Here is a 24,544-nt window from a genome sequence, read left to right as displayed (position 1 = left end):
AAGCCCGCCCTGCTCAATCTTCGAGCAGGGTGCAGGCCATCACCAAGGCGTCTTCACGGCCGCCGGCAACCGGGTAATAGTCGCGGCGGCGGCCGATTTCGTTGAAACCAAAGCGTTCGTACAAACGATAGGCCGACTGGTTGCTGGCACGCACCTCCAGGAAGCACTCGCGGCCATTGAGCTGGTAGGCCCGGGCCATCAGATGCTCGAGCAGCCGCAGGCCCAGGCCGCGGCCCTGGTTTTCCGGCTTGACGGTGATGTTGAGCAGGTGGGCCTCGTCGATGATCACGTTGATCACGCCATGGCCCACCTGCTGCTGGCCGTCGAACATCAGCCAGACTTCATACGATTTGAGCGCATCCTGAAAGATCCCTCGAGTCCAGGGATGACTGAACGCGGCATATTCGATCTTAAGTACGGCATCCAGATCCGCCTCGGTCATCCGGCGGAAGCTGATCGAGTCACTCATTCAACGCTCTTCCAGCGCGCCATCAGCTGGCGCATGGCTTTCCAGACGTCCGCCTTGCGCTGCGGCTCGTCCATCAACAGTTCAAGGCCCGGCAAGGCCCAGGCTTCGCCCAGGCCCTCGAGCTTCAGGGTTTGGTAATAGGCTTCGCCGTCGACATTGGCGGCAAAGCGCAGCGCCGGCAGGCCGACCAGCCACAGGCAGGTGCACGGGGCGTCCTCCAAGCGCGCCTGGACAAAGCCCTGGACAAAATCGCGCGCCGCCTCCGGGCCCTGGTCCATGTTGCCGCGCACCAGCAGCGGCCAGCGCACCGGCTCGCCGATGATCTGCGGTGCGTCGGGCAGGCCGGCGGCGCGCAGCATGTCCTTGAGCAGCAGGTACGACGGGTCGCGGCTCTGGAACGGCTGGCCGGTGGCCAACTCCACCAGTAGCAGGCAGCTGCCGGCTCGCAGCAGCTGCAGCGAGAAGCGCGGGGGTGGCACCATGGCCGGGCGCGGTGGCGTGGCTTGCTCCTCGGCCTCGACAGGCTTGGCGGCCGGCTTGGGCGCACTGCCCGGGCGCGGAATCTCGATTTTCGGCCGCTCGCCGGAGCGGGCCTGTGGGGTGACTGGCGCCTCGTTGGCAGCCGGTGGCGGCCTGACGTCGAAGTCGAGATCCTCGACCGGCGCCACCGGCAGCAGCAGCTCGGGCCGCGACGGTGCGGCGAACGGCAGTTCGGCGCGCGGCAGCCAGTGCACCACTTGCATGGCGGAAAGGTAGGCGCGGCGACGGGGTTCGGTGAGCAAGGGACGGGGTTCCGAGGGGTGAAGACAAAGGGCCATTCTAACGCCGTTGGCATTCGAGTGCCGCAACTGGTCGGCGGATTTTTATTGCCTGCACCGGCCCTTTCGCGGGTGAACCCGCTCCCACCGGTACTGCGCAAGGCCCTGTGGGAGCGGGTTCACCCGCGAAAGGGCCAGTGAATCCCGTACAACGACAAAGGTTATCTCTCATTACAGACCAAGGGGTGAAAACCTCCCCCCCGGATGCAGTACAATCGCCCCCTTTTTCTTGGCAACGAGTCGAAGCCAATGATCGAACCCAAGCGCGTCCTGCGCGCCCTAGCCGAACACTGGGCCCTGATCGAGCCGCTGTGCGAGCGTTTCGACCAGGGCACCCTGAGCCTGGTCGAATTGCGTCAGCATGTGGCCCGCCAGCAGGTCGAGAGCACCCCGCAGGACATCACCCAGCTGCTCGACGTGTGGATCCGCCTGGATATCCTGGTCCCGGTGGCCAAGAGCCCGAACCGTTTCGAGCTCAACGCGCAGATCCACGACTTCCTCGCCTACCTGCGCCGCGAACACCGGCTGGGCCTGTGCCTGGAGATCGAAGCCTACCTGCGCCACCTGGAGCGCCTGGCCGGGCATATTCAGGACGCCTTCGACAACCGCGACAGCGACGACCTGGCGCGCCAGCTGCGCCTGCTCGACATGCGCGTGCGCGATGTACTGAAGAAGCTCGACAACGACGAACAGGCACTGGTGGCCGTGGCCGAGCGGGCCAAGACCAGCAACCGCCAGATCCCGCTGCGCCAGCGCTATGCCGAAGTACTGGCGACCTGGGACGAGTATGTCGAGCCGATGATCCAGCTGGTCAACGCCGACGGCGCCTTCGAACAGGGCGTGCGCAAGGTCGAGACCGTGCTGCTGAAGCTGCTGGGCGAACAGGCGCGCCTGGGCCACCTGGTCGACGACGACATGCTGCTGCGGACCCATGCGCGCATCCTGGAAATGCAGACCAGCGCCCAGCTGACCCTGCGCCACGCCCGCGAACTGCTGCTGCCGCTGCGTGAAGAAGCCCGCCGGCACAACGCCGTGACCCGTGGCGCCGCACTGGCCCTGTCGGTGATCCGGCGCAAGGGCATCGACGCCGTACCGCAAGCGGCCATGCCGATGTTCACCCGCCCGCAAAGCACTTTCCTCGGCAGCGCCAGCCAGGTCGAGGCCTATGTCTACGCCCTGGCCCGCTTCGAGCCCAAGCCGGCGCGCTTCCCCAAGGCCCACAAGACCCAGTCCGGCGCCCTGCCCCGTGCACCGCGCACGGTCAAGGAAATGGCCGAACGCTGCGAACAGGCCCTGCCGCTGCCCGACCTGATGGTCTGGCTGCTGGAGCAGGAACCCGAAGGCGCCACCGACGAGCTGCTGTACTGGTTCTCGCGCCTGTCGCGGGAAAAGCGCTTCAAGCGCGAACGCCTCGACCGCCGCGAGTACATCACCCAGGAACACCTGGTCAGCCTGCGCTCGTTCGCCCTGACCTCCAGCCGCGAAGACGCCGCCAGCGCGCCTACCGAATCCAACGCGAGCCCAGCCCATGCATCTTGATCTTTCCGAACTGTCCCAGCTCGCGCCGATCTTCCGCGAGCTGTTCAAAGGCTTCCACGTCAGCCGCCGCGACCCCGAGCTGTATGCCCAGCTGTCGAACTTCCAGGACCAGTACCGCACCCTGTTCAAGGCCCTGGGCTTCGAACTGGTGTGCGACACCCGTGGCTTCTACTACTTCGTGCCGGACATGACTGCCGCGCAGGTCAACAAGACCGCGCAGCGCCTGTCGCTGTTCACCTTCATCCTGGTCGAACACCTGGCCGACCAGGGCCGCGACCCGATGGCCGTGCTCGATGGCGGCAGCATCGGCCGTGACGAACTGCCCTCGCTGCTGGACAAGTACCGCGACCTGTTCCTGCAGGCCGAAGTGCAGACCGTGGACGAGCTGGAAGAAAAAATCCTGCGCCGCATGACCCAGCTCGGCTTCGCCTTCGAGGAAGGCGGCATCTACCGCTTCCTGCCGCCGATGCATCGCTTCCTCGACGTGTGCCTGGCCGTACAGCAGGACCGCGACCTGGCAGCCACCCTGCACAGCGACCTGCCGCTGCCGACCCCGGTACTGGTCGAGGAAGAAAGCCCCGAAGAACTCAACCGCACCGACGACCCGCTCGACCTCAGCCCCTTCGAGGGCGAGGAAAGCGAAGAGGAAGCCCTGGCCCGGGCCATCCGCGAAGAGCAACAGGAGATTGACGCATGAGCCAGGAACGCTACGGCATCCGCCGCTTCGCACTGCTCAACACCGCCGGCTACAGCCTTGGCCTGTTCCCGTTGGAGCACCCACTGTCGGTATACGGTGCCAACAACCTGGGTAAATCGGCGTCGATCAACGCCCTGCAGTTCCCGATCCTGGCGCGCATGTCGGACATGAGCTTCGGCAAGTACAGCCTCGAGCAGTCGCGCCGCTTCTACTTCGCCAGCGATACCTCGTACATTCTCTGCGAACTGAGCCTGCCCCACGGCCCGCACGTCATCGGCGTCGTCGGCCGCGGCCCGGGCGGCGGTTTCGGCCACCAGTTCTTTGCCTACAAGGGCGAACTGGACCTGGCCCACTACCAGAAGAACGACACGTGCCTGCGCCAGAAAGAGCTGTTCACCAACCTCGAGCGCCTGGGGATCAAGGCCTACGAGCTGAAGCCGGACGAACTGCGTCGTCTGCTGGTCGGTGGCCACACCTCGGTGCCGCTGGACCTGACCATGATCCCGCTGCGCTCGACCAGCGAGCAAAGCCTGAAAACCTTCCGCGCGCTGTTCATCAACCTGCTGCACATGCGCGAAATCACCGCCGCCAAGCTCAAGCAGCTGTTCCTCGACGCTTTCGAGCACAGCCTGCGCTCCGGTAGCGTCGACTACATCGCCGCATGCGAGGAAGCCTTCCGCGACGTGCGCCGCATGGAACAGGACTACAACGCCCTGGTCGCCGCCGGCCCGCTGGTCGAGGCCCTGGCCGGTGGAGTGGCCCAGCGCGACATCCTGCGCGGCAAGCTGCACCGCATTTCACCAGTGCTCGACACCCTGCTGGGCACCTGGCAGGAATACGCCATGGCGCGCAAGGAAGAGCTGGTGATCCAGGCCGAGCACTACCGTGGCGAGCAGGACCGCCTGCAGAACGACCAGCGCGGCGGTACTCAGGAACTGATGCGCCTGGAGCGTGAAATCACCGGTATCCAGCGCTGGCTGGGCGAACTGTCGGTGCTCAAACATCGCTTCGCCCTGGTCGATGACGTCAAGGTGCTGGAGCAGCAACTGCTGGCGGCCAAGGACGCCCACGACGAACTGGCCGGCGCCCTGGCCCAGTCGCGGCAGTTCAGCGCCGAAGACCTGGACGAACGCGTCCGCGACCTGGAAAAGCGCCTGAAGCAGGTCAAGCAACAGCTCGACCACGCCGACAACAACAGCTACGCCCGCCTGCGCGAAGAGTTCTCGCAGCAGGACGTCGACCGCCTGATGCGCCTGTTCAATGGCGCGCTGTTCAGCCTGCCGCTGGGTGACCGCGGTATCGAACTGGACGACAGCGACCTGTGGGTAAAATCGCTGGAAGCGGTGCTCGACGGCTTCAAGGGCGAACGCTTCGAAGCCCCGGGCCTGTCCATCGACCTGTCGCACATCGACCCACCGGCACTGCAGGCCCTGGCCGACCGTGCCGCCCTGCGTGACCAGAAAGAGCGCCTGGAAAAAGAGCTGAAGCAGCTCAAGACCCAGCAAGCCGTGGCCGCCGACCGCTCCGCCTCCAAGGCGCAGACCGAGGCCCTGTACCAGGAAGTACTGGACGCGCAAAAAGCGCTGGAAGACTTCCGCCGCAGCGAAACCCTGGCCGCCGAAGAGCCCGAGAAGCTGGAGCAGCTGTCGCAGCTCGAAGCCGCCCAGGACGAACTCAAACGCTCCAGCGACGCCTTCACTGAACGTGTCCAGCAGCTGTCGGCCAAGCTGCAGCTGGTCGGCCGGCAGATCGGCGACCTCGAGGCCAAGCAGCGCACCCTGGAAGACGCCCTGCGCCGTCGCCAGCTGCTGCCGGCCGACCTGCCCTACGGCACGCCGTACATGGAAGCCATCGACGACTCGATGGACAACCTGCTGCCACTGCTCAACGACTACCAGGACAGCTGGCAGAGCCTGCAGCGGGTGGACAACCAGATCGAGGCGCTGTACGCCCAGGTGCGCCTGAAAGGCGTGGCCAAGTTCGACAGTGAAGACGACATGGAACGCCGCCTGCAGCTGCTGGTGAATGCCTACGCGCACCGCACCGACGAAGCCCTGACCTTGGCCAAGGCCCGCCGCGCGGCGGTCACCGACATCGCCCGGACCCTGCGCAACATCCGCAGCGACTACGACAGCCTCGAGCACCAGCTGGCCCTGTTCAACCGCGAGATCAACAAGCGCCAGGTATCCAACCTGGAGAGCTTCCGCGTGGTGCTGGCGCCGAACAAGGAAGCGCTCAAGCACATCGACCAGATCATCCACAGCGCCGGTCAGTACGAAGAAGGCGAAACCCTGTCGGTATTCGACCTGACCCAGAGCGCCGAGCAGGACAACAAGAACGAAGAAGCCAAGGAATACCTGGCACGGCTGGTGGCGGCCAACCACAACCAGCTGGGCCTGAAGGACCTGTTCGAGCTGGCGTTCGAGATCACCAAGGTCAACGGCCAGCCGGTGATCCATGCCGACATCGACGGCGCGGCATCCAACGGCACCACCATGACCATCAAGGCGCTGACCAACATGTACCTGTTGCTGCACCTGATGGACCGCGACCTGGCCGGGCGTATCCGCCTGCCGTACTACCTGGACGAAGCGGCGGACATCGACGAACGCAACCAGGCTGCACTGCTGGAGACCAGCCTGCAGCTCGGCTTCGTGCCGATCCTGGCGAGCGTGAAGCCGCAGGTGTCGGCGCGCGTGGCGATCGACCTGGAAGGTGGCAGTGGGCCGAATGGCATCTACATCGACGAGGCGGACTGGAAGTTCATCAGCCGTCGGGATGAGGTGAAGGCGGTTGTGCGTGAGGATCATCAGGCCGAAGAGTTGGCCTGATATCGGAGTAGTGGGGCCGCTTTGCGGCCCTTTCGCGACACAAGGCCGCTCCCACATTGACCGGTGTACGCAGGACCTTTGTGGGAGCGGCCTTGTGTCGCGATGGAGGCCAAAGGCCTCCCGGCGATCTGTCAGGCTATCAATGAGCCCAAGGCAGAATCGGAATCGCGGTCACCGCATTCTGCGGGCTGCCTTCGATCATGCGGTCGCTGTACACCAGGTACACCAGCGTATTGCGCTTCTTGTCGAGGAAGCGCACCACCTGCATGGTCTTGAACACCAGCGAGGTGCGTTCCTTGAACACTTCCTCGCCATCCTTCAGCTCACCCTTGAAGTTGATCGGCCCGACCTGGCGACAGGCAATCGATGCCTCCGCCCGGTCCTCCGCCAGCCCCAGCCCACCCTTCACGCCGCCGGTCTTGGCCCGCGACAGGTAGCAGGTCACGCCCTCGACCTTGGGGTCGTCGAACGCCTCGACCACAATGCGGTCATTCGGCCCGAGGAACTTGAACACGGTGGATACCTGGCCGATTTCCTCGGCCCCGGCCAGCATTGGCAGCACCAATGCCGCCACGCCGATTACCCGCTTCAGCACGCTCATACCAGCACCAGGTTGTCGCGGTGCACCAACTCCGGTTCTGCACTGTAGCCCAGCAGGCTTTCGATGGCATCGGATGGCTGGCCGATGATCTTCTGCGCCTCAAGGGCGCTGTAGTTGGCCAGCCCACGGGCTACTTCCAGGCCGTCCGGGCCGACGCACACCACCATTTCGCCACGACGGAAGCTGCCCTGCACGGTCTTCACGCCAACCGGCAGCAGGCTCTTGTTGGCCTGGCGCAGCGCCTGCACGGCACCGGCATCCAGCACCAGGGTGCCACGGGTCTGCAGGTGGCCGGCCAGCCACTGCTTGCGCGCGGCAAGCATGCCGCGCTCGGGCGACAGCAAGGTACCCAGGCGTTCGCCAGCCTTGAGGCGATCCAGCACGCGCTCGATGCGGCCACCGATGATGATGGTGTGGGCACCGGAACGGGCAGCCAGGCGCGCGGCGCGCAGCTTGGTCTGCATGCCGCCACGACCCAGCGCGCCACCGGTACCGCCGGCCACGGCATCCAGTGCCGGGTCGTCGGCGCGAGCCTCGTAGATCAGCTGGGCTTCGGGGTTGTTGCGCGGGTCGGCGTCGAACATGCCATCGCGGTCGGTGAGGATCACCAGCAGGTCAGCCTCGACCAGGTTGGCCACCAGCGCCGCCAGGGTGTCGTTGTCGCCGAAGCGGATCTCATCGGTGACCACGGTATCGTTTTCGTTGATCACCGGCACCACGCCCAAGTCGACCAGCGTGCGCAGGGTGCTGCGGGCGTTCAGGTAGCGCTTGCGGTCGGACAGGTCGTCATGGGTCAGCAGGATTTGCGCGGTGTGCTTGCCGTGCTCGCCGAAGCTCGACTCCCAGGCCTGCACCAGGCGCATCTGGCCGATCGAGGCTGCCGCCTGCAGCTCGTTCATCGCACTCGGTCGCGACGTCCAGCCCAGCTGGCTCATGCCGGCAGCCACGGCCCCGGAGGAGACCAGTACCAACTCCACGCCTGCCTCACGCAGCGCGACCATCTGCTCGACCCAAACGGCCATGGCACCGCGATCGAGGCCTTTGCCATCGGCGGTCAGCAGAGCACTGCCAATCTTCACGACCCAGCGCTTGGCGCCCGTCACCTTGCTTCGCATCTTCTTCCAACCTATGTCGAATCTGTAGATACCGTGGATACAAAAACGCCGCTCCAAAGAGCGGCGTTTAGTGTACTGCAACCGGTCAGTCGCGCACGTAAATGATTTCCGGGCCGTCTTCGTCGTCCTCGAAATCATCGTCCCAACCGTCATCGTCGCCGATGTCGTGCACGCTCTTGACACCAGTACGGCGCAGGGTACGGGCGTCGTCCAGGGCCTGCAGCTGGGCACGGGCTTCGTCTTCGATGCGCTGGTCGAGGTCGGCCAGCTCTTCGGCGTAGGCCGGGTCGTTGGCCAGGCGGTCGGCGCGGTCTTCGAGGTAGCGCATCAGGTCGTGGCTGAGCTTTTCGGTGCCCTGCTTGGAGATGGCCGAAATCACGTAGACCGGGCCCTCCCACTGCAGGCGCTCGACCACTTCCTTGACCCGCTCGTCGCGCTCGTCAGCAATGACCATGTCGGCCTTGTTCAGCACCAGCCAGCGCTCACGCTCGGCCAGCGACGGGCTGAAGCGGGTCAGCTCGTTGACGATGACTTCGGCGGCATCGGCTGGGCTGCTTCCGTCCAGCGGCGCCATGTCCACCAGGTGCAGCAGTACGCGGGTACGCGCCAGGTGCTTGAGGAAGCGGATACCCAGGCCGGCGCCCTCGGAAGCACCTTCGATCAGGCCAGGAATGTCGGCGATGACGAAGCTCTTCCAGCGGTCGACGCTGACCACACCCAGGTTCGGCACCAGGGTGGTGAACGGGTAGTCGGCCACTTTCGGCTTGGCGGCCGAAACCGAGCGAATGAAGGTGCTCTTGCCGGCATTCGGCAGGCCCAGCAGGCCGACGTCAGCCAGCACTTTCATTTCCATCTTCAGGTCACGCTGGTCACCTGGCTTGCCCGGGGTGGTCTGGCGCGGTGCACGGTTGGTGCTGGACTTGAAGCGGGTGTTGCCCAGGCCGTGCCAGCCGCCTTGGGCGACCATCAGTTTCTGGCCCGGGGTGACCAGGTCACCGATCACTTCCTGGGTGGAGGCGTCGATCACGGTAGTGCCGACCGGCACACGCAGGTACAGGTCGTCGCCTTTCTTGCCGGTGCAGTCGGTGCTGCCGCCGTTGGCGCCACGCTGGGCCTCGTGGTGACGGGTGTAGCGATAGTCGACCAGGGTGTTGAGGTTTTCGTCGGCGATCATGTACACCGAACCACCGTCGCCACCGTCACCACCGTTGGGGCCACCGTTCTCGATGAATTTCTCGCGACGGAAGCTCATGCAACCGTTGCCACCGTCACCGGCCTTGACCCGAATGGATACTTCGTCAACAAACTTCATTCAAAACCGCCTCTCGCCTGCTGGCGAGTTGAATACCTGAAAAACCTGAGGCTCTTGCAAAAATGAGCGCGGCGGCCCCGTACGACCGTAGAAACCCACGCCGGCAGCCCATACAAACAGCTTTGCAAGAGGCTCACCACAAACGAAAAAGCCCCGTCGCATGACGGGGCTTCTGGAGCGACGTCGCGATTAAGCGGCGACGATGCTCACGTAACGGCGCATGAACTCGCCTTTTTTCTCGAACTTGATCACGCCTTCGATCTTGGCGAACAAGGTGTGATCCTTGCCCATGCCAACACCGTAGCCAGCGTGGAATTCGGTGCCGCGCTGACGGACGATGATGTTGCCTGGCTTGATAACCTGGCCGCCATACATCTTCACGCCAAGGCGTTTCGATTCTGAGTCGCGACCGTTACGAGTACTACCACCAGCCTTCTTGTGAGCCATGGTTCAATTCTCCAAATAAATTCAGGGGATCTAGGGGATTAAGCCTGGATACCGGTGATTTTGATCTCGGTGAACCACTGGCGGTGGCCCATACGCTTCATGTGGTGCTTACGACGACGGAACTTGATGATGCGAACCTTGTCGTGGCGGCCTTGCGAAACGACTTCGGCCACTACTTTAGCGCCAGCAACAACTGGAGCACCGATGGTGACTTCTTCACCGTTGGCGACCAGCAGGACGCGATCGAAGGTCACGGATTCGCCAGTGGCGACTTCCAGTTTTTCGATCTTGAGGAATTCACCTTCAGCGACTTTGTACTGCTTGCCGCCGGTAACGATTACTGCGTAAGACATGGTATTTCTCCGATAATCCTGCTCACCCAGCGCTTTATATGATGAGTATTGGCTGGCATGGCTGCACAGGGCTGGAACGGCCCGGTGCAATTGCGTAAGGCAGGTGCTGCCCAGGAAGTTAGGGTGCGCGATTGTACGCAACCGCGGTTTTGCTTGCAAGTGCCGCCCCCGGGGCGCTGGCACCGCGCCTTGACACACCGGGACCCGCGACCTAGCATGCCGCGCAACCTCACTGGAGCAGCCGATGCAACCCCAATCCTTCTACCGCGCGGTGGCTGATGATTTCAGCGCCGTCGACGAGATCATCAAGAAGCAGCTGACCTCGCGCGTGCCGCTGGTATCGAAGATCGGCGACTATATCACGTCCGCCGGTGGCAAGCGCCTGCGCCCCCTGCTGGTGCTGCTGTGTGGCAAGGCCCTGGGCCGCGAAGGCGACGACCTGCGCCTGCTGGCTGCCACCATCGAATTCCTGCACACCGCTACCCTGCTGCACGACGACGTGGTCGACATGTCCGGCATGCGCCGTGGCCGCTCCACCGCCAATGCCCTGTGGGGCAACGCGCCGAGCGTGCTGGTGGGCGACTTCCTCTATTCGCGCTCGTTCGAGATGATGGTCGAACTGGGCTCGATGCCGGTCATGCAGATCCTGTCCAAGGCCACCCGCGTGATTGCCGAAGGTGAAGTGCTGCAGCTGTCGCGGGTACGCGACGCCAGCACCACCGAGGAAGTCTACATGGAGGTCATCCGCGGCAAGACCGCGATGCTGTTCGAGGCTTCGACCCACAGCGCCGCCGCGCTGGCCGAAGCAACCGACGAACAGCGCGAGGCCCTGCGTACCTTCGGTGACCACCTGGGCGTGGCGTTCCAGCTGGTCGACGACCTGCTGGACTACAAGGGCGACTCGCAGACCCTGGGCAAGAACGTCGGTGACGACCTGGCCGAAGGCAAGCCTACCCTGCCGCTGATCTACACCATGCGCGAAGGCACCGCCGAACAGGCTGCGCTGGTGCGCCAGGCGATCCAGAAGGGTGGCCTGGAAGACCTGGAGCAGATTCGCGTGGCAGTCGAGGAGTCGGGTGCTCTGAAGTACACGGCGGAGCTGGCGCGTGACTATGTGAAGCGTGCCATCCAGTGCCTGGAAGTGCTGCCGGCCAGCGAATATCGTGATGCGCTGGTCGAGTTGAGCGAGTTTGCTGTCGCGCGTACTCACTGATAGACCGAGTCGTCTTCATTCGCGGGCAAGCCCGCTCCTACAGGATTGCGTCGCCTGTATGAGCTGGCTTGCCCGCGATGCTTTTGTCCGGACATAATCACTTCTGAAAAAATACCTTATACAATTCGGGTTTTTAACCGCCCGTCTGTTTGTTTGAGGAACCGAAGTGAGCACTCTGCCACCCTGCCCGAAATGCAACTCCGAATACACCTATGAGGATGGCACTCAGCTGATCTGTCCTGAATGCGCCCACGAGTGGTCGGCCAGCGGCGACGCCGAAGCGGCCAGCGACGAGGTGGTGAAGAAGGACTCGGTCGGCAACATCCTGCAGGATGGCGACACCGTCACCGTGATCAAGGACCTCAAGGTCAAGGGCTCGTCCCTCGTGGTCAAGGTCGGCACCAAGGTCAAGAATATCCGCCTGTGCGACGGCGACCACGACATCGACTGCAAGATCGACGGCATCGGCGCCATGAAGCTGAAGTCCGAGTTCGTTCGCAAAGTCTGATTTTCCAAAAAACCGCCAATTGGCGCTTGCTATTCAGGTAATAAGAATTATTCTCATTGGGACTGCTATCCAAGGAGAATAGCCATGACTTATCTGATCGACGCCTGGCTGGACCGCCCTCACCCCTACCTGCGCATTCTTCATCGGGAAACCGGCGAAGTGTGCGCAGTGCTTGAAGAAGAAGCGCTCGACGAGCTGCGTGACCAGGGCGACCTGGACATGAGCGGGCTGAATTCGAGTGAACCGGGGGTACTCAAGGAGCTGGTGCGGAATCTGTTTCTGTTCTGCTATGCGCGGGCGTTGCGCCCCGGGGGGACAGACTGGAATTGAGGCTGGCAGGGCCGGCCTCTTCGCGGGTGAACCCGCTCCCACAGGGACTCCACAGCATTTGAATCCTGCGCTGTACCTGTGGGAGCGGGCTTGCCCGCGAATGGGCCGCAAAGCGGCCCCGAGGGCATTACAGAACGTCGAGCAGCTCGACGTCGAACACCAGCACGCTGTGCGGCGGGATGCTGCCAACGCCTTGGGCGCCGTAGGCCAGCTCGCTCGGCACGTACAGGCGCCATTTGCTGCCAGCGTTCATCAGCTGCAGGGCTTCGGTCCAGCCAGCGATCACACCACCTACCGGGAATTCAGCCGGCTGACCACGGTCGTAGGAGCTGTCGAACACAGTGCCGTCGATCAGGGTGCCGTGGTAGTGGGTGCGCACATTGTCTTCGCGGGTCGGCTTGGCGCCTTCACCTGCGGTCAGTACTTCGAACTGCAGGCCCGAAGCCAGGGTGGTGATGCCGTCACGCTTGGCGTTCTCGACCAGGAATGCCTTGCCAGCGGCAGCAGCGGCTTCAGCCTTGGCAGCTGCTTCGGCTTGCATCACTTCGCGGATCACCTTGAAGCTGGCCGACAGGTCGGCTTCGCTGACGCGGCTGTCGGCGCCGTTGAAGGCATCGGTCAGGCCAGCCAGGATGGCTTCCAGGCTGACGCCCGGTGGCGGGTTGTCGCGCAGCTGGCCGCCCAGCTGACGGCCGATGCCGTAGCTGACGCGCGTTTCGTCGGTGGACAGGTTGAGTTCGGACATTGTCGTGCTCCACTGCAGGGCGCAGTGAAGCCGCGCCCTTGATGAAAAGGGCGAGCAGCCTAGCACACTGGGGCGCTGCGAGCAGCTACCAGGCCGAGCGCTGGGAAATCGGCACCTTCAAGTCTTCTTCCGGGTGCGTGCCCATGCCGCACATTTCGTCCTGCACCGACCAGTGCACCAGGTTCATCGAGACCATGGGGATGGTTTGCAGCAACTTGCGTGCATCCTCCACCGAATGCACGCGCAAGCGTTCACCACGTGTGTCGGAGAGAGGATGGGGGTGGCCTTTGATCCGCGCTTCGAGCAGGTAGTCACCGCCTTCGATGGCGATCAGGTTCAGTTCGTCGACATGGCCAGCCCTGGCCTCGGTGTTGAGCTGATGCAGGTTCATGAGAGCACCTCGCGATGGGAACCACGCATGAGAGCTCATTTTTTGTACAGAAAGGGCGAATGCACAAGGCATGACTGACGCCGCTCGTCAGTTGGGCCGTGTCGGCCTCTTCGCGGGCTTGCCCGCTCCCAGAGGGATTGCGAAGAGGCCTGAAAGGTTCAGTGCTTGGTCAGCTTGTCCAGGTAACCCATGCAGAATGCCGAGACCACGAAGGTCATGTGGATGATCACGTACCACATCAGGTAATCGGTGGAGATGTTCTGTGCGTCCATGAACACCCGCAGCAGGTGGATGGACGAAATGGCCACAATCGATGCGGCAACCTTCATCTTCAGCGACGAAGAGTCCATCTTGCCCAGCCAGTTGAGCTTTTCCTTGCTCTCGTCGATGTCCAGTTGCGAGACGAAGTTCTCGTAGCCGGAGATCATCACCATCACCAGCAGGCCGCCCACCAGCGACATGTCGATCAGCGACAGGATCACCAGGATCAGGTCGGCTTCGCTGAGGGCGAAGACGTTGGGCAGGACGTGGACCACTTCCTGGAAGAATTTCAGCGCCAGGGCCAGCAGGCCGAGGGACAGGCCGAAGTAGATGGGGGCGAGCAGCCAGCGCGAGGCATACATCGCATTTTCGAGGATACGTTCCATGGAGTTTCGGGACTCATCAGGTGACTAAAAAAGCGACGGCGAGTATAGCCAGCCACCTGTTACAGCAAAAGCCCGGTGAACGGGGCTGCTTTGCAGCCCATCGCGACACAAGGCCGCTCCTACAAGAGATCGCGGTCCCTTGTAGGAGCGGCCTTGTGTCGCGATGGGCCGCAAAGCGGCCCCCTGCATCAATCAGGTCTCAGGATGAAACTGGTAATCCCCCAGATTCCTACACCGCTCACCGTTGATCCGCCGCAACTGCGCCTGCAAATGCAAACACCAGATCTGCGGATCCTCGGCCACCTGGTACCCATGCAAGGTCAGGCTGTCGACAATGGCATTGAGCACAGATTCGGCCACCAGCGGCCCATGGAACGGCCCTTGGGCCTTGATCGCGGACGGTTGTTCACCGGCCATGCCGGCGGCGAACAGCAGCGTCCACATGCCGTTATCCCCGGCCAGCGGACGGATGCCGCATTCGATGCGGGTCACCAGGCCCAGGCACTGGCGTGTGAGGCTGAGATTGCGCATGGCCGCGCCCCCTCCAATAAGCCTTGTTCAGCCTGAACCTCAGGCTGTTTCCATCCTGAACGCTGTTACCGTCCTTAAGTTCCAGCATAGAAGAACGGTAAAGAAAGATGGAAAACCGGCGCTGAACGGTAGCACATCGCCGCCAGCGCCGGTTTCTTGACTCAGGCCGGCTTGGCCTGGGCAATCACCTCTTCCAGGCGCTCTTTCTCCGCCTTCTCGATTTCTTCCTCGCTGATCATCTCGGCAATCTCACGCAGGCGCTCCACCACCCGCGCGTTGACGCTGCCTTCGGTGAACTGGCCCTTGTCATCCAGCACACCGGCCTCCTCGCCCACCAGCAGGCTCAACGCCTCGTCGGCCTGGCTGACCGCGTACACGTGGAACATGCCGTTCTCCACTGCCTGCAGCACACGCTCGTCGAGCATCAGCGTGGCAACGTTGGCACGCGGGATGATCACCCCCTGCTCGCCGGTCAGGCCACGCGCCTCGCACAAGCGGAAGAAGCCTTCGATCTTCTCGTTGACCCCACCCACCGCCTGCACTTCACCAAACTGGTTGATCGAGCCGGTAATGGCGAAGCACTGCTTGAGCGGCGTGCGCGACAAGGCCGAGATCAGCGTGCAGGCTTCGCCCAGCGAGGCACTGTCACCGTCCACATAGCCGTAGGACTGTTCCAGGGCGATACTCGCCGAGATCGCCAGCGGGAACTCCTGGGCATAGCGGCTGCCCAGGTAGCCGGTGAGGATCATCACACCCTTGGAGTGGATCGGCTGCCCGAGGTTTACCTCACGCTCGATGTCGACGATACCGCTGCCGCCCGGGTACACGGTGGCGGAGATACGCGCCGGCATACCGAACGCCGAATCACCCACTTCCAGCACGGTCAGGCCGTTGCACTTGCCGATGGCCGCGCCTTCGGTGTCGATCAGGATGATGCCGGCGAGCATGTCGTCCAGCACCCGCTGCGAAACACGCCCGGTGCGGGTGGCCTTGGCCTTGAGCGCACGCTCGATGTGCCCGGCGTCGGTCATTTCGTCACTGGCCAGCTGGCGGATGAAATCGGCTTCGCTGACCAGCTGGAACAGGTCGCCGATACGTGCCGACAGGCGCGACTGGTTTTCTGCCAGGCGGGCACTGTAGGTGGCCAGACGCGCCACCGCGTCACTGGTCAGTGGCGCCATGCCCTCTTCGTTGGTGCGGGTGCGCAACAGCTGGGCGAACTGCTCCAGGTTCTCGTCGACCATGGGCATGTCTTCGTCGAAGTCCACCAGCACCCGGAACATTTCCTGGAAGTCCGGGTCGTGGTCCTGCAGCGCGTAGTAAAGCTGGCGCGAACCGATGATAACCAGCTTGATGTTCAGCGGGATCATCTGCGGCGTCAGGCTAACGGTGGCCACCCGCCCCAGCTCGCCCAGTGGCGACTCCATCTTCAACTTGCGCGACTGCAGCGCACGCTTGAGCGCGTCCCAGACGAACGGCTCGCCCAACATCTTCTCGGCTTCCAGAATCAGGAAGCCGCCGTTGGCGCGGTGTAGCGCGCCTGGGCGCAGCTGACGGTAAGAGGTGTACAGCGCACCCTGGTCGGTGCTGTATTCGATACGGCCAAACAGGTTGTCGTAGGTCGGGTGCGGCTCGAACACCACCGGCGCACCGCCATCGGCGTGGTGGCCGACCACCAGGCTTGGGGCGTACTGCTCTTCCAGCAGCTTGCGCGCGGCCGCGTCGGTCTTGCTGTCATCGACCAGTTGCTCGACCACGGTACGCAGCAGGTTCAGCTGCACAGACTGCAGGTAGGCGCAGACCGCAGCGTTCTCGGCGTACTTCTCCGACAGCGGCGCCAGCAACGGCTGCAGGGCCAGGGTGATGGTTTCTTCGTTGAGCTGGCGCAGCTGGTTGTTCGACTCGCGTTTCCATTGCGGCAGGCTGGCCAGCTCTTCGTTCAGGCGTTCCTCGAGCAGGGCGATATCCTCGTGGAACTGCTCGCGCACCTCTTCCGGCAACTGGGCGAATTCGGCTTCATCCAGCGCCTTGCCGTCGGCCATCGGGGTGAAGGCGACGTTGCTGGCGTCACGGTACAGGGCCACGTCCTTTTCCAGCGAGGCGCGCTCGATCACATCCAGGGCGCGGTCGTAACGCTGGTTGAAGGCGCGGTCGATGGCGCCTTTCTTCTGCTGGTAGGACGGGTGCTCGAATACCGCAGGGAAGGTCGACAACAGGTTGTCGATCAGCCCGTTCATGTCGGCAATGAACGCCCCGGCGGTGCCGGACGGCAATTCCAGTGCGCGGGGTTCGCGCGTGTCATCGAAGTGGTTGACGTAAACCCAGTCGGCCGGGGTCTGCTGACGCTTGCCCTCGGCCTTGAGGTAGCGCTTGACGAACGAGAAGCGGCCGGTGCCGGGCTCGCCCATCACGTAAACGTTGTAACCAGGGCGCGGCATGGCCACGCCAAACTGCAGGGCCTCGACAGCACGCTCCTGGCCCAGGACTCCGCGAAACGGCTCCAGATCGTCGGTATTGGTAAAGGCAAACTGCTCGGGGGAGAAACGCCGGGTCAGGGCTTCAGGCGCGAGACGCAGGCGCGCAGCGACAGGATCGGGCATTGGGTTTCCTTACTTCGGCGGGGCAGATAGGCAGCATTCTGGCGCTGCCCGCGCGCGCCTTGCAAGGCTCCGCAGGACTTTATGTCGCAGCCGGTGCGGGTCATGCAACAGCAAATTTTTCGCAATCAACAACGCAACTCTTAGATCGTGCCTAAACTCCAAGCTGCGCGGGTGGGTGAAAAGCTTTCCCGACCTGGCAACCGAGTTGCCAGAAACCCTGACCCTTGGTTAAGTCAAATAGAGAACAAATGCTATGAAACGGATTCTTCTGGGTACTCTGTTCACCGTGGTCTCGATCAATGCCATGGCCGAAGCGCCAGGCGGCCCGAACTGCGGCTGGGGCAACATGCTGTTCGAAGGCCAGCGCGGCACTCCGGCACACTTCCTGGCTTCCACCACCAACGGCACCTCCGGTAACGCCACCTTCGGCATGACCTCCGGCACCAACGGTTGCTCGACCAAAGCGTCGCTGACCTACGGCGGCAAGTCCTGGTTCGCCATGAACGGCATGATGAATGAGCTTTCCGAAGACATGGCCATGGGCCAGGGCGAAGCACTGACCACCTATGCCGTGGTTCTCGGCGTGGCCCCTGAAGACCGTGGCTACTTCGCATCGGTCACCCATCAGCACTTCAACCAGATCTTCAGCAGCGCCGACGTCACTGCCGAAACCGTCCACAGCAACACCCTGGCTGTTCTGAAGAACGACCCACGCCTGGCCAAATACGCAACCGAGGCCTGAGTGCAGCTCCTCCCGCCCCGGCCCCGGGGCGGGTTTCGCCTTTTTTCGGCATCGTTAAGAAGTAGTTGCCCGACATGCTCAAACGCTTCGTATCTCTGGCGCTGTGTGCCTGCGCCCCTGTTCATGCCGCGCCTGTGCTGGACCAAGGCCGTGTCCAGCAACTGGCCAACACCCCTTACTGGATTGCCCTGGGCCATTACGAAACCGCCAAGCTGGGTGGTTGGCGCAGCTACGTGGATGATGATGCGTTCTTCCTTGCCGAGGACGGCGCGCACCACCCCGACCAAGAGCTGCAAGCCACGGTCGAAGCGCTGTACGCCCCGGCCAGCCTCGGTGACAAACATGCCCAGTGCGTATTCCCGGCGCGCACCCGCTGGCTGCGCGAACAGCTCGACCTGCAAGACTTGCCGCAACCTGACTGCCAGGAGTTCACCACCTGGTACCAGTCGATCGACCCACACAGTGCGGCGCTGATCTTCCCGGCGGCCTACCTGAACAGCCCGTCATCGATGTTCGGCCACACCTTGCTGCGCATCGACCAGTCCAACACCCGCAGCGACGACACCACGCTGCTGAGCTACGCAATCAACTTCGGCGCCTACATCGAAGGCAGCGACAACAGCATCCTGTATGCCTGGAAGGGCCTGATGGGTGGCTACCCGGGCCTGTTCGCGCTGATGCCCTACCAGGAGAAACTGTCCGAATACCGCAGCCTGGAAAACCGCGACCTGTGGGAATACCAACTGGACCTGACCCCGGAAGAAACCGGGCGCATGGTCGAACATGTGTGGGAGCTGAAGCAGATCCAGTTCGACTACTTCTTCTTCGATGAGAACTGCTCGTACCGCCTGCTGGAGCTGCTGCAGGTGGCCCGGCCGGGCCTTGACCTGACCTCGCAGTTCCCGCTGACCGCCATCCCGACCGACACGGTGAAAGCCGTGAAGCAGTCCGGCATGGTCGCCAGCGAGACGTACCGCCCCTCTCGCGAACGTGAACTGCTGGCCCGGGCCGAGCCGCTCGATCACGACGAAAAGCGCCAGGTGCTGGCTGTAAGTGCCGACACCGGGCAACTGCAGAGCCCCGAATTCAAGGCCCTCCCCCGCCAGCGCCAGGCGCTGGTGCAGGACGCCGCGTACCGCCTGGAGCGTTACCGTGCCAATGGCCAGGAGCGCGACCCTGGGCAGGCGAAACGCAGCTTCGAACTGCTGCGGGCAATCAACAGCAACCCGCCCCCGCCCCTGCAGATCGAGCGCCCAGGCCTGCCCGAGGACGGCCATGACTCGCGCACCTGGCAGCTGGGCGTAGGCACCCGCGAAGACCGCGCCTACGCCGAGTACGGCCTGCGGATGGCCTACCACGACCTGAATGACAACGCCTATGGCTTCCCGCTGGGGGCGCAGATCGAGATCCTGCAGCTGAAGCTGCGCCAGTACGAAGGCAATGACTGGCAGGTGCAGCGCCTGGACCTGGCCACCATCCGCTCGCTGACACCGCGCAACGAGCTGCTCAAGCCCTGGTCATGGCAGGTGGCCGGCGGGCTGGAGCGCGTGCCGGGCAAGCATGATGACGAAGTGCTGGTAAGCCATGTGAACGGCGGGGCCGGCGGCACCTGGCAACTGGCCGACGGGTTGCTGGGCTTTGCCCTGGGCACTCTGCGGGTCGAGCACCACAATGATTTTGCCCAGTTCATCGCCCCGGCGGCGGGCTTCAATGGCGGGCTGCTGTGGCGCAACGGGCTGGGCAACATGACGCTGGAGGCCAAGGGCGATTATTTCACCAATGGCGAAGTACGGCGCAGTGTGAGCCTTAACCAGCAATGGGAGATCAGCCAGAACCTGGGCCTGCGGTTGAGTGCTTCGCGAGAGTTCAGCCACCTGGCTACGGCGCAGAACGAGGTGATGCTGGAGTTGAAGTGGTATCACTACTGAAGCGGACTTTGTGGGAGCGGCCTTGCGTCGCGAAAGGGGTGCGAAGCGCCCCCAGATTGTTGCACTCATGCAGAATTGCCGGGGCCGCTTTGCGGCCCTTTCGCGACGCAAGGCCGCTCCCACAAATGACCGCATCAAGGCTGACCTGTGTGAACCAACCGACTCTTTGACACTGTTTTAACGGCTCCCCGACAAATCGCCACCTAGACTTTCCAGTATCAACCGGAGGGTTTTGTGGTTATGTCGCGGTACTGGTTCGGCGTGTGCATGGCGTTGTTGCTGTCTGGTTGCGAAACCACCCACGAGCAGATGGTCCACCAGGGTTATCCCCCCGCCTATGCCGATGGCTTCCAGGACGGCTGCAGCAGCGGCCGACAGGCGGCAGGGCTGATGGTCGGCGCTTTTCGCAAGGACGTGCCGCGCTACCTGCACGAGCGCCAGTACGAAAGCGGCTGGGACGACGGCTTTCGCCAGTGCCACGCCATGCAGAACAGCGAAGAACAGCGCCAGTACCACGAGCGCTTCTGGGACCAGCGCGAGCGCGACTGGGAGCAGGAAAAGGACCGCGACGCCGCACGCGCCTATCGCCACAACTGAGTCGCAAACGGACATCCCTTGAAACCGGCGGCCTGCGATGATGGTCTCCTGCAAAAGGAGGCCACGCATGAGCCGAGCATTCGTCAACGAAGACCAGGCCGCCGCCCAGGCTGATCAGCCGGTCGAGCGACGGGTCAGCGAACAACCCAACTACGTGACCGCCAGTGGCCTGCGCCAACTGCAGGAGCGCGTGACCGAGCTGAATGCCCTGCGCAGCGAACTGCAGGCACAAGTTGAACGTGGCGACAAGCAGCGGCTGGCGGATACCGAACGGGACCTGCGCTACTTCAGCGCGCGAGTGCAAAGCGCCCAGGTTGTGCCGGCGGCGACGTCGCGCAGCAAGGTGCAGATTGGCAGCCGGGTGCGGTTTGTCGATGCGCAGGACCAGGAACATGTGGTGCGGCTGGTGGGCGAGGATGAGGCGGATGCCGGGCGGGGGTTGATAAACTGGGGTTCGCCGTTGGGGCGGGCTTTGCTCGGGGCGGGGCCTGGGGATGAAGTGGTCTGGCGGCGGCCGGTGGGGGAGCAGGTGATCGAAGTGGTTGAGGTTTTTGGTGAAGATTGAGGACCTGGGGGCTGCTTTGCAGCCCATCGCGACACAAGGCCGCTCCCACAGGAGTACGCAATTCCCTGTGGGAGCGGCCTTGTGTCGCGAAAGGGCCGCAAAGCGGCCCCAACGGCCTCAGATCAAACCACGCCCTGCGCCAACATCGCATCAGCCACTTTCACGAAGCCCGCGATGTTCGCACCTTTGACATAGTTGATGCTGCCATCCGCCTCTTCACCGTAATGCACGCAAGCATGGTGAATCGACTGCATGATGTTGTGCAGCTTGCTGTCCACCTCACCGGCAGTCCACAGCAGGCGCATCGCGTTCTGCGACATCTCCAGGCCCGACACGGCCACGCCGCCGGCGTTGGAGGCCTTGCCCGGGGCGTACAGGATGCCGGCCTCCAGGAAGATATCCACAGCCTCCAGGGTAGTCGGCATGTTGGCGCCTTCGGCCACGCAGATGCAGCCATTGCGCAGCAAGGTGCGGGCGTCTTCGGCGTCCAGTTCGTTCTGCGTGGCACACGGCAGGGCGATGTCGCACGGCAGGCTCCACGGGGTCTGGCCCTTGCGGAACTCCAGGCCGAACTGCGCGGCCAGTTCGCTGATGCGGCCACGCTTGACGTTCTTCAGCTCCATCACCGCATCCCACTGGGCATCGGTCAGGCCGGCTTCGGCGTACAGGGTGCCTTCGGAGTCGGACAGCGAAATCACCTTGCCGCCCAGGTCCATGACCTTGCGCGCGGCATACTGGGCCACGTTACCCGAACCGGAAATCGCCACGCGGCAGCCATCGATACGCTTGTCCTGGCGCTTGAGCATTTCCTCGGCGAAGTACACGCAGCCGTAGCCGGTGGCTTCCGGACGGATCAGGCTGCCGCCGTAGGTCATGCCCTTGCCGGTCAGCACCGAAGTGAACTGGTTGGCCAGGCGCTTGTACTGGCCGAACATGAAGCCGATTTCGCGGGCACCCACGCCGATGTCACCGGCCGGGACGTCCAGGTCAGCGCCAATGTGGCGGTACAGCTCGCTCATGAACGCCTGGCAGAAACGCATGACTTCGGCGTCGCTCTTGCCTTTGGGGTCGAAGTCCGAGCCGCCTTTGCCGCCGCCCATGGGCAGCGAGGTGAGAGAGTTCTTGAACACCTGCTCGAAGGCCAGGAACTTCAGCACGCCCAGGTTGACCGACGGGTGGAAGCGCAGGCCGCCCTTGTACGGGCCGATGGCGCTGCTCATCTGGATGCGGTAGCCGCGGTTGACCTGCACCTTGCCCTGGTCATCGACCCAGGACACACGGAACAGTACGGCGCGCTCGGGCTCGACCATGCGCTCCAGAATGCCGGCCTGCAGGTAATGCGGGTTGGCCTCGAGGAATGGCCAAAGGCTGCGCAGCACTTCTTCCACAGCCTGGTGGAATTCAGGTTGGGCCGGATCGCGTTGCTTCAGGCGCGCGAGGAAATTGTCGACAGATTCGATCATGGTAGACATCTCACCAAGAGGATTGGACTTATTGGTTTTTTTCAGGAATGTACCAAGAAGCAATCGCACCGGAATAGGGCGAAATGTCGTTTTTTTGAAATTATTTGGTGCGTTTTATATAAGTGTATACAAATTCGCTATCAGTGTTGGCCTCTTCGCGGGTAAACCCGCTCCCACAGAGGAGCTGCGCAAGCCCGAGAGCTATGGGCATCCCTGTGGGAGCGGGTTTACCCGCGAAGAAGCCAACACCACTTTCCAGCCGAGCACAAAAATGGGGCCTCGAAGGGCCCCATTCTTGTGCATCAGAACACCGGCTTACTGGGCCAGCTTCTTGTGCCGTACACGGTGCGGCTGGGCAGCAGCATCGCCCAGGCGCTTCTTGCGGTCGGCTTCGTACTCGGTGTAGTTACCCTCGAAGAACACCACGTTCGAGTCGTCTTCGTACGCCAGGATGTGGGTAGCCACACGGTCCAGGAACCAACGGTCGTGGGAGATCACGATCGCCGCGCCCGGGAAGTCCAGCAGGGCTTCTTCCAGCGAACGCAGGGTTTCGACGTCAAGGTCGTTGGACGGTTCGTCGAGCAGCAGGACGTTACCGCCCTCCTTCAAGGTCAGGGCCAGGTGCAGGCGGCCACGCTCACCACCGGACAGGTCCTTGACGAACTTCTGCTGGTCGCCACCCTTGAAGTTGAAGCGGCCCACATAGGTACGCGACGGGATCTCGTAGTTGCCGATGCGGATCATGTCAGAGCCGTCGGAAACCTGCTGGAACACGGTCTTGCCGCCGTCCAGGTCTTCGCGGCTCTGGTCGACGCAGGCCAGCTGCACGGTTTCACCGATCTCGATGCTGCCCGAGTCCGGCTGTTCCTTGCCCATCAGCATGCGGAACAGGGTCGACTTACCGGCACCGTTACCACCGATCACACCGACGATGGCGCCTTTAGGCATGGAGAACGACAGGTTGTCGATCAGCACGCGGTCGCCGTAGCCCTTGGTGACGTTCTTGAACTCGATGACCTTGTCGCCCAGGCGCGGACCGGCCGGGATGTAGATCTCGTTGGTTTCGCTGCGCTTCTGGAATTCCTGCGACTGCATTTCTTCAAAGCGCTGCAGACGTGCCTTGGACTTGGACTGGCGGGCCTTGGCGCCTTTGCGCACCCACTCCAGTTCCTCTTTCATGGCCTTTTCGTGGGCGCTCTGCTGCTTGGATTCCTGCGCCAGACGCTCGGACTTGGCTTCCAGCCAGCCCGAGTAGTTGCCTTCGTACGGGATACCGGCGCCGCGGTCCAGTTCCAGGATCCAGCCAGCGACGTTGTCGAGGAAGTAACGGTCGTGGGTAATGGCTACCACGGTGCCCGGGAAGTCGTGCAGGAAGCGCTCCAGCCAGGCCACCGAGTCGGCGTCCAGGTGGTTGGTCGGTTCGTCCAGCAGCAGCATGTCTGGGGCCGACAGCAGCAGGCGGCACAGGGCCACGCGGCGCTTCTCACCACCGGACAGGTGCTCGATGCGTGCATCCCAGGCCGGCAGGCGCAGGGCGTCGGCGGCAACGTCCAGCTGGCGCTCCAGGTTGTGGCCGTCAGCGGCCTGCAGGATGGCTTCCAGCTTGGCCTGCTCGGCGGCCAGCTTGTCGAAGTCGGCATCCGGTTCGGCGTAGGCAGCATAGACCTCGTCCAGGCGCGCCTGGGCGTCCTTGATCACGCTGACCGCTTCCTCGACCACTTCGCGCACCGACTTGTTCGGGTCCAGTTGCGGTTCCTGTGGCAGGTAGCCGACGTTGATGTCGGGCATCGGACGGGCTTCGCCGTCGAATTCCTTGTCGACGCCCGCCATGATCCGCAGCAGGGTCGATTTACCCGCGCCGTTCAGGCCGAGCACGCCGATCTTGGCGCCCGGGAAGAACGACAGGGAAATGTTCTTGAGAATTTCCCGCTTCGGCGGCACGACCTTGCTCAGCCGATGCATGGTGTAGACGTAAGAGCCTGTTTTGCCTGATTTGTCATTTTTTGACATGGTTTGATTCGCCTTTAATCCTGTATTTTCAGTGCTTTGAGGGTAGAGACAGGCGCTCAAACCCTGGAGAGTAAAACGTTAGGTTTTGCGTT

24 protein-coding genes are annotated in these 24,544 nt (G+C 63.1%); 10 read left to right on the top strand and 14 right to left on the bottom strand.

The genetic code is table 11. The features are described 5' to 3' along the window. Window positions 1-13: 13 nt before the first annotated feature. Together rimI and KDB76_RS04085 are read right to left on the bottom strand one after the other, a co-directional pair. Window positions 14-469 (bottom strand): ribosomal protein S18-alanine N-acetyltransferase, encoded by a 456-nt coding sequence (gene rimI, locus KDB76_RS04090; RefSeq protein WP_013970827.1) that lies wholly within the window; start codon window positions 467-469, stop codon window positions 14-16. Continuing rightward, entirely contained in the window at window positions 466-1,251 is a 786-nt protein-coding gene (locus KDB76_RS04085) for a hypothetical protein (RefSeq protein WP_038408674.1), read from the bottom strand. The genes rimI and KDB76_RS04085 overlap by 4 nt, the downstream gene beginning before the upstream one ends. A gap of 285 nt (window positions 1,252-1,536) precedes the next feature. Here KDB76_RS04085 and mksB point away from each other — a divergent pair, with 285 nt between their 5' ends. Genes mksB through mksF form a run of 3 tightly spaced genes read left to right on the top strand, consistent with a single transcriptional unit; the run spans window position 1,537 to window position 6,354 of the window. After that, window positions 1,537-2,826 (top strand): Mks condensin complex protein MksB, encoded by a 1,290-nt coding sequence (mksB, locus tag KDB76_RS04080; RefSeq protein WP_024086237.1) that lies wholly within the window; start codon window positions 1,537-1,539, stop codon window positions 2,824-2,826. Beyond that, the gene (gene mksE / locus KDB76_RS04075) at window positions 2,816-3,523 is read left to right on the top strand and encodes an Mks condensin complex protein MksE (RefSeq protein ID WP_013970824.1); all 708 of its coding nucleotides are present in this window, start codon (window positions 2,816-2,818) and stop codon (window positions 3,521-3,523) included. Before mksB ends, mksE begins: the two co-directional genes overlap by 11 nt. After that, on the top strand, window positions 3,520-6,354 hold the full coding sequence (mksF, locus tag KDB76_RS04070; RefSeq protein ID WP_015268901.1) for an Mks condensin complex protein MksF: 2,835 nt from the start codon (window positions 3,520-3,522) through the stop codon (window positions 6,352-6,354). Before mksE ends, mksF begins: the two co-directional genes overlap by 4 nt. A 139-nt stretch (window positions 6,355-6,493) precedes the next feature. On the opposite strand, the gene KDB76_RS04065 is transcribed toward mksF, so the two are convergent. The 5 genes from KDB76_RS04065 to rplU all read right to left on the bottom strand — a co-directional run bounded on the left by KDB76_RS04065 (window position 6,494) and on the right by rplU (window position 10,182). After that, on the bottom strand, window positions 6,494-6,946 hold the full coding sequence (locus tag KDB76_RS04065; protein WP_161795752.1) for a CreA family protein: 453 nt from the start codon (window positions 6,944-6,946) through the stop codon (window positions 6,494-6,496). Between the two features lie 5 nt (window positions 6,947-6,951). Then, window positions 6,952-8,070: a glutamate 5-kinase gene (proB, locus tag KDB76_RS04060; RefSeq protein ID WP_015268899.1), complete on the bottom strand. Its 1,119-nt coding sequence runs from the start codon at window positions 8,068-8,070 to the stop codon at window positions 6,952-6,954. Between the two features lie 85 nt (window positions 8,071-8,155). After that, window positions 8,156-9,382 carry an Obg family GTPase CgtA gene (gene cgtA, locus KDB76_RS04055; protein ID WP_038408672.1) on the bottom strand — a complete coding sequence of 409 codons (1,227 nt, stop codon included), beginning with the start codon at window positions 9,380-9,382 and terminating at the stop codon, window positions 8,156-8,158. Window positions 9,383-9,571: 189 nt separating this feature from the next. Continuing rightward, a complete protein-coding gene (rpmA, locus tag KDB76_RS04050) occupies window positions 9,572-9,829 on the bottom strand; it encodes a 50S ribosomal protein L27 (protein ID WP_003247464.1) in 258 nt (85 codons plus the stop codon). A gap of 38 nt (window positions 9,830-9,867) precedes the next feature. Beyond that, window positions 9,868-10,182 (bottom strand): 50S ribosomal protein L21, encoded by a 315-nt coding sequence (gene rplU, locus KDB76_RS04045; RefSeq protein WP_003247466.1) that lies wholly within the window; start codon window positions 10,180-10,182, stop codon window positions 9,868-9,870. A gap of 244 nt (window positions 10,183-10,426) precedes the next feature. Here rplU and KDB76_RS04040 point away from each other — a divergent pair, with 244 nt between their 5' ends. The 3 genes from KDB76_RS04040 to KDB76_RS04030 all read left to right on the top strand — a co-directional run bounded on the left by KDB76_RS04040 (window position 10,427) and on the right by KDB76_RS04030 (window position 12,233). Then, a complete protein-coding gene (locus tag KDB76_RS04040; RefSeq protein WP_003256318.1) occupies window positions 10,427-11,395 on the top strand; it encodes a polyprenyl synthetase family protein in 969 nt (322 codons plus the stop codon). A 166-nt stretch (window positions 11,396-11,561) separates the two neighbouring features. Further along, window positions 11,562-11,903, top strand: a complete 342-nt coding sequence (locus tag KDB76_RS04035) for a zinc ribbon domain-containing protein YjdM (protein WP_009686103.1) — start codon at window positions 11,562-11,564, stop codon at window positions 11,901-11,903. A gap of 84 nt (window positions 11,904-11,987) precedes the next feature. After that, window positions 11,988-12,233: a hypothetical protein gene (locus KDB76_RS04030; protein ID WP_003256316.1), complete on the top strand. Its 246-nt coding sequence runs from the start codon at window positions 11,988-11,990 to the stop codon at window positions 12,231-12,233. A gap of 127 nt (window positions 12,234-12,360) precedes the next feature. Here the strand turns inward: KDB76_RS04030 and KDB76_RS04025 are convergent, their stop codons facing one another. From KDB76_RS04025 to KDB76_RS04005, 5 genes are all read right to left on the bottom strand, one after another. Then, entirely contained in the window at window positions 12,361-12,978 is a 618-nt protein-coding gene (locus KDB76_RS04025) for an FKBP-type peptidyl-prolyl cis-trans isomerase (protein WP_003256315.1), read from the bottom strand. A gap of 85 nt (window positions 12,979-13,063) precedes the next feature. Then, a complete protein-coding gene (locus tag KDB76_RS04020; RefSeq protein ID WP_013970818.1) occupies window positions 13,064-13,369 on the bottom strand; it encodes a DUF6482 family protein in 306 nt (101 codons plus the stop codon). Between the two features lie 158 nt (window positions 13,370-13,527). Further along, window positions 13,528-14,016: a TIGR00645 family protein gene (locus KDB76_RS04015; protein WP_003247486.1), complete on the bottom strand. Its 489-nt coding sequence runs from the start codon at window positions 14,014-14,016 to the stop codon at window positions 13,528-13,530. Window positions 14,017-14,208: 192 nt separating this feature from the next. After that, window positions 14,209-14,547, bottom strand: a complete 339-nt coding sequence (locus KDB76_RS04010) for a hypothetical protein (RefSeq protein ID WP_038408670.1) — start codon at window positions 14,545-14,547, stop codon at window positions 14,209-14,211. Between the two features lie 161 nt (window positions 14,548-14,708). Beyond that, window positions 14,709-17,147: an ATP-binding protein gene (locus tag KDB76_RS04005; protein WP_013970817.1), complete on the bottom strand. Its 2,439-nt coding sequence runs from the start codon at window positions 17,145-17,147 to the stop codon at window positions 14,709-14,711. Between the two features lie 253 nt (window positions 17,148-17,400). Here KDB76_RS04005 and KDB76_RS04000 point away from each other — a divergent pair, with 253 nt between their 5' ends. The 4 genes from KDB76_RS04000 (at window position 17,401) to KDB76_RS03985 (ending at window position 20,979) form a co-directional block, all read left to right on the top strand. Continuing rightward, window positions 17,401-17,889, top strand: coding sequence for a DUF3015 domain-containing protein (locus KDB76_RS04000; RefSeq protein WP_003256313.1), 489 nt, complete (start codon window positions 17,401-17,403; stop codon window positions 17,887-17,889). Between the two features lie 74 nt (window positions 17,890-17,963). Beyond that, window positions 17,964-19,817, top strand: a complete 1,854-nt coding sequence (locus tag KDB76_RS03995; RefSeq protein WP_038408669.1) for a DUF4105 domain-containing protein — start codon at window positions 17,964-17,966, stop codon at window positions 19,815-19,817. A 240-nt stretch (window positions 19,818-20,057) separates the two neighbouring features. Then, a complete protein-coding gene (locus KDB76_RS03990; RefSeq protein WP_013970815.1) occupies window positions 20,058-20,414 on the top strand; it encodes a hypothetical protein in 357 nt (118 codons plus the stop codon). Window positions 20,415-20,481: 67 nt separating this feature from the next. Further along, entirely contained in the window at window positions 20,482-20,979 is a 498-nt protein-coding gene (locus KDB76_RS03985; protein WP_038408667.1) for a GreA/GreB family elongation factor, read from the top strand. Between the two features lie 122 nt (window positions 20,980-21,101). On the opposite strand, the gene gdhA is transcribed toward KDB76_RS03985, so the two are convergent. Then, window positions 21,102-22,442 carry an NADP-specific glutamate dehydrogenase gene (gene gdhA / locus KDB76_RS03980; RefSeq protein ID WP_015268894.1) on the bottom strand — a complete coding sequence of 447 codons (1,341 nt, stop codon included), beginning with the start codon at window positions 22,440-22,442 and terminating at the stop codon, window positions 21,102-21,104. Between the two features lie 315 nt (window positions 22,443-22,757). After that, on the bottom strand, window positions 22,758-24,452 hold the full coding sequence (ettA, locus tag KDB76_RS03975) for an energy-dependent translational throttle protein EttA (RefSeq protein WP_212632228.1): 1,695 nt from the start codon (window positions 24,450-24,452) through the stop codon (window positions 22,758-22,760). Between the last annotated feature and the right edge of the window lie 92 nt (window positions 24,453-24,544).

The organism is Pseudomonas sp. JS425 (assembly GCF_018223845.1).
Taxonomy (GTDB): Bacteria; Pseudomonadota; Gammaproteobacteria; order Pseudomonadales; family Pseudomonadaceae; genus Aquipseudomonas; species Aquipseudomonas asiatica.
Note: the sequence above shows the minus strand (reverse complement) of the source record. Positions and strands in the feature narration are given on the sequence as shown.

Bases quoted from the DNA above. Each gene is read 5' to 3' on its own strand.
- KDB76_RS03995 (WP_038408669.1), top strand. From the start codon at position 17,964: ATGCTCAAACGCTTCGTATCTCTGGCGCTGTGTGCCTGCGCCCCTGTT.
- KDB76_RS04000 (WP_003256313.1), top strand. From the start codon at position 17,401: ATGAAACGGATTCTTCTGGGTACTCTGTTCACCGTGGTCTCGATCAAT.
- KDB76_RS04015 (WP_003247486.1), bottom strand. From the start codon at position 14,016: ATGGAACGTATCCTCGAAAATGCGATGTATGCCTCGCGCTGGCTGCTC.
- KDB76_RS04010 (WP_038408670.1), bottom strand. From the start codon at position 14,547: ATGCGCAATCTCAGCCTCACACGCCAGTGCCTGGGCCTGGTGACCCGC.
- rpmA (WP_003247464.1), bottom strand. From the start codon at position 9,829: ATGGCTCACAAGAAGGCTGGTGGTAGTACTCGTAACGGTCGCGACTCA.
- gdhA (WP_015268894.1), bottom strand. From the start codon at position 22,442: ATGATCGAATCTGTCGACAATTTCCTCGCGCGCCTGAAGCAACGCGAT.
- proB (WP_015268899.1), bottom strand. From the start codon at position 8,070: ATGCGAAGCAAGGTGACGGGCGCCAAGCGCTGGGTCGTGAAGATTGGC.
- rimI (WP_013970827.1), bottom strand. From the start codon at position 469: ATGAGTGACTCGATCAGCTTCCGCCGGATGACCGAGGCGGATCTGGAT.
- cgtA (WP_038408672.1), bottom strand. From the start codon at position 9,382: ATGAAGTTTGTTGACGAAGTATCCATTCGGGTCAAGGCCGGTGACGGT.
- ettA (WP_212632228.1), bottom strand. From the start codon at position 24,452: ATGTCAAAAAATGACAAATCAGGCAAAACAGGCTCTTACGTCTACACC.
- KDB76_RS04040 (WP_003256318.1), top strand. From the start codon at position 10,427: ATGCAACCCCAATCCTTCTACCGCGCGGTGGCTGATGATTTCAGCGCC.
- rplU (WP_003247466.1), bottom strand. From the start codon at position 10,182: ATGTCTTACGCAGTAATCGTTACCGGCGGCAAGCAGTACAAAGTCGCT.
- KDB76_RS04005 (WP_013970817.1), bottom strand. From the start codon at position 17,147: ATGCCCGATCCTGTCGCTGCGCGCCTGCGTCTCGCGCCTGAAGCCCTG.
- KDB76_RS04025 (WP_003256315.1), bottom strand. From the start codon at position 12,978: ATGTCCGAACTCAACCTGTCCACCGACGAAACGCGCGTCAGCTACGGC.
- mksB (WP_024086237.1), top strand. From the start codon at position 1,537: ATGATCGAACCCAAGCGCGTCCTGCGCGCCCTAGCCGAACACTGGGCC.
- KDB76_RS03985 (WP_038408667.1), top strand. From the start codon at position 20,482: ATGAGCCGAGCATTCGTCAACGAAGACCAGGCCGCCGCCCAGGCTGAT.
- KDB76_RS03990 (WP_013970815.1), top strand. From the start codon at position 20,058: ATGTCGCGGTACTGGTTCGGCGTGTGCATGGCGTTGTTGCTGTCTGGT.
- KDB76_RS04020 (WP_013970818.1), bottom strand. From the start codon at position 13,369: ATGAACCTGCATCAGCTCAACACCGAGGCCAGGGCTGGCCATGTCGAC.
- KDB76_RS04030 (WP_003256316.1), top strand. From the start codon at position 11,988: ATGACTTATCTGATCGACGCCTGGCTGGACCGCCCTCACCCCTACCTG.
- mksF (WP_015268901.1), top strand. From the start codon at position 3,520: ATGAGCCAGGAACGCTACGGCATCCGCCGCTTCGCACTGCTCAACACC.
- mksE (WP_013970824.1), top strand. From the start codon at position 2,816: ATGCATCTTGATCTTTCCGAACTGTCCCAGCTCGCGCCGATCTTCCGC.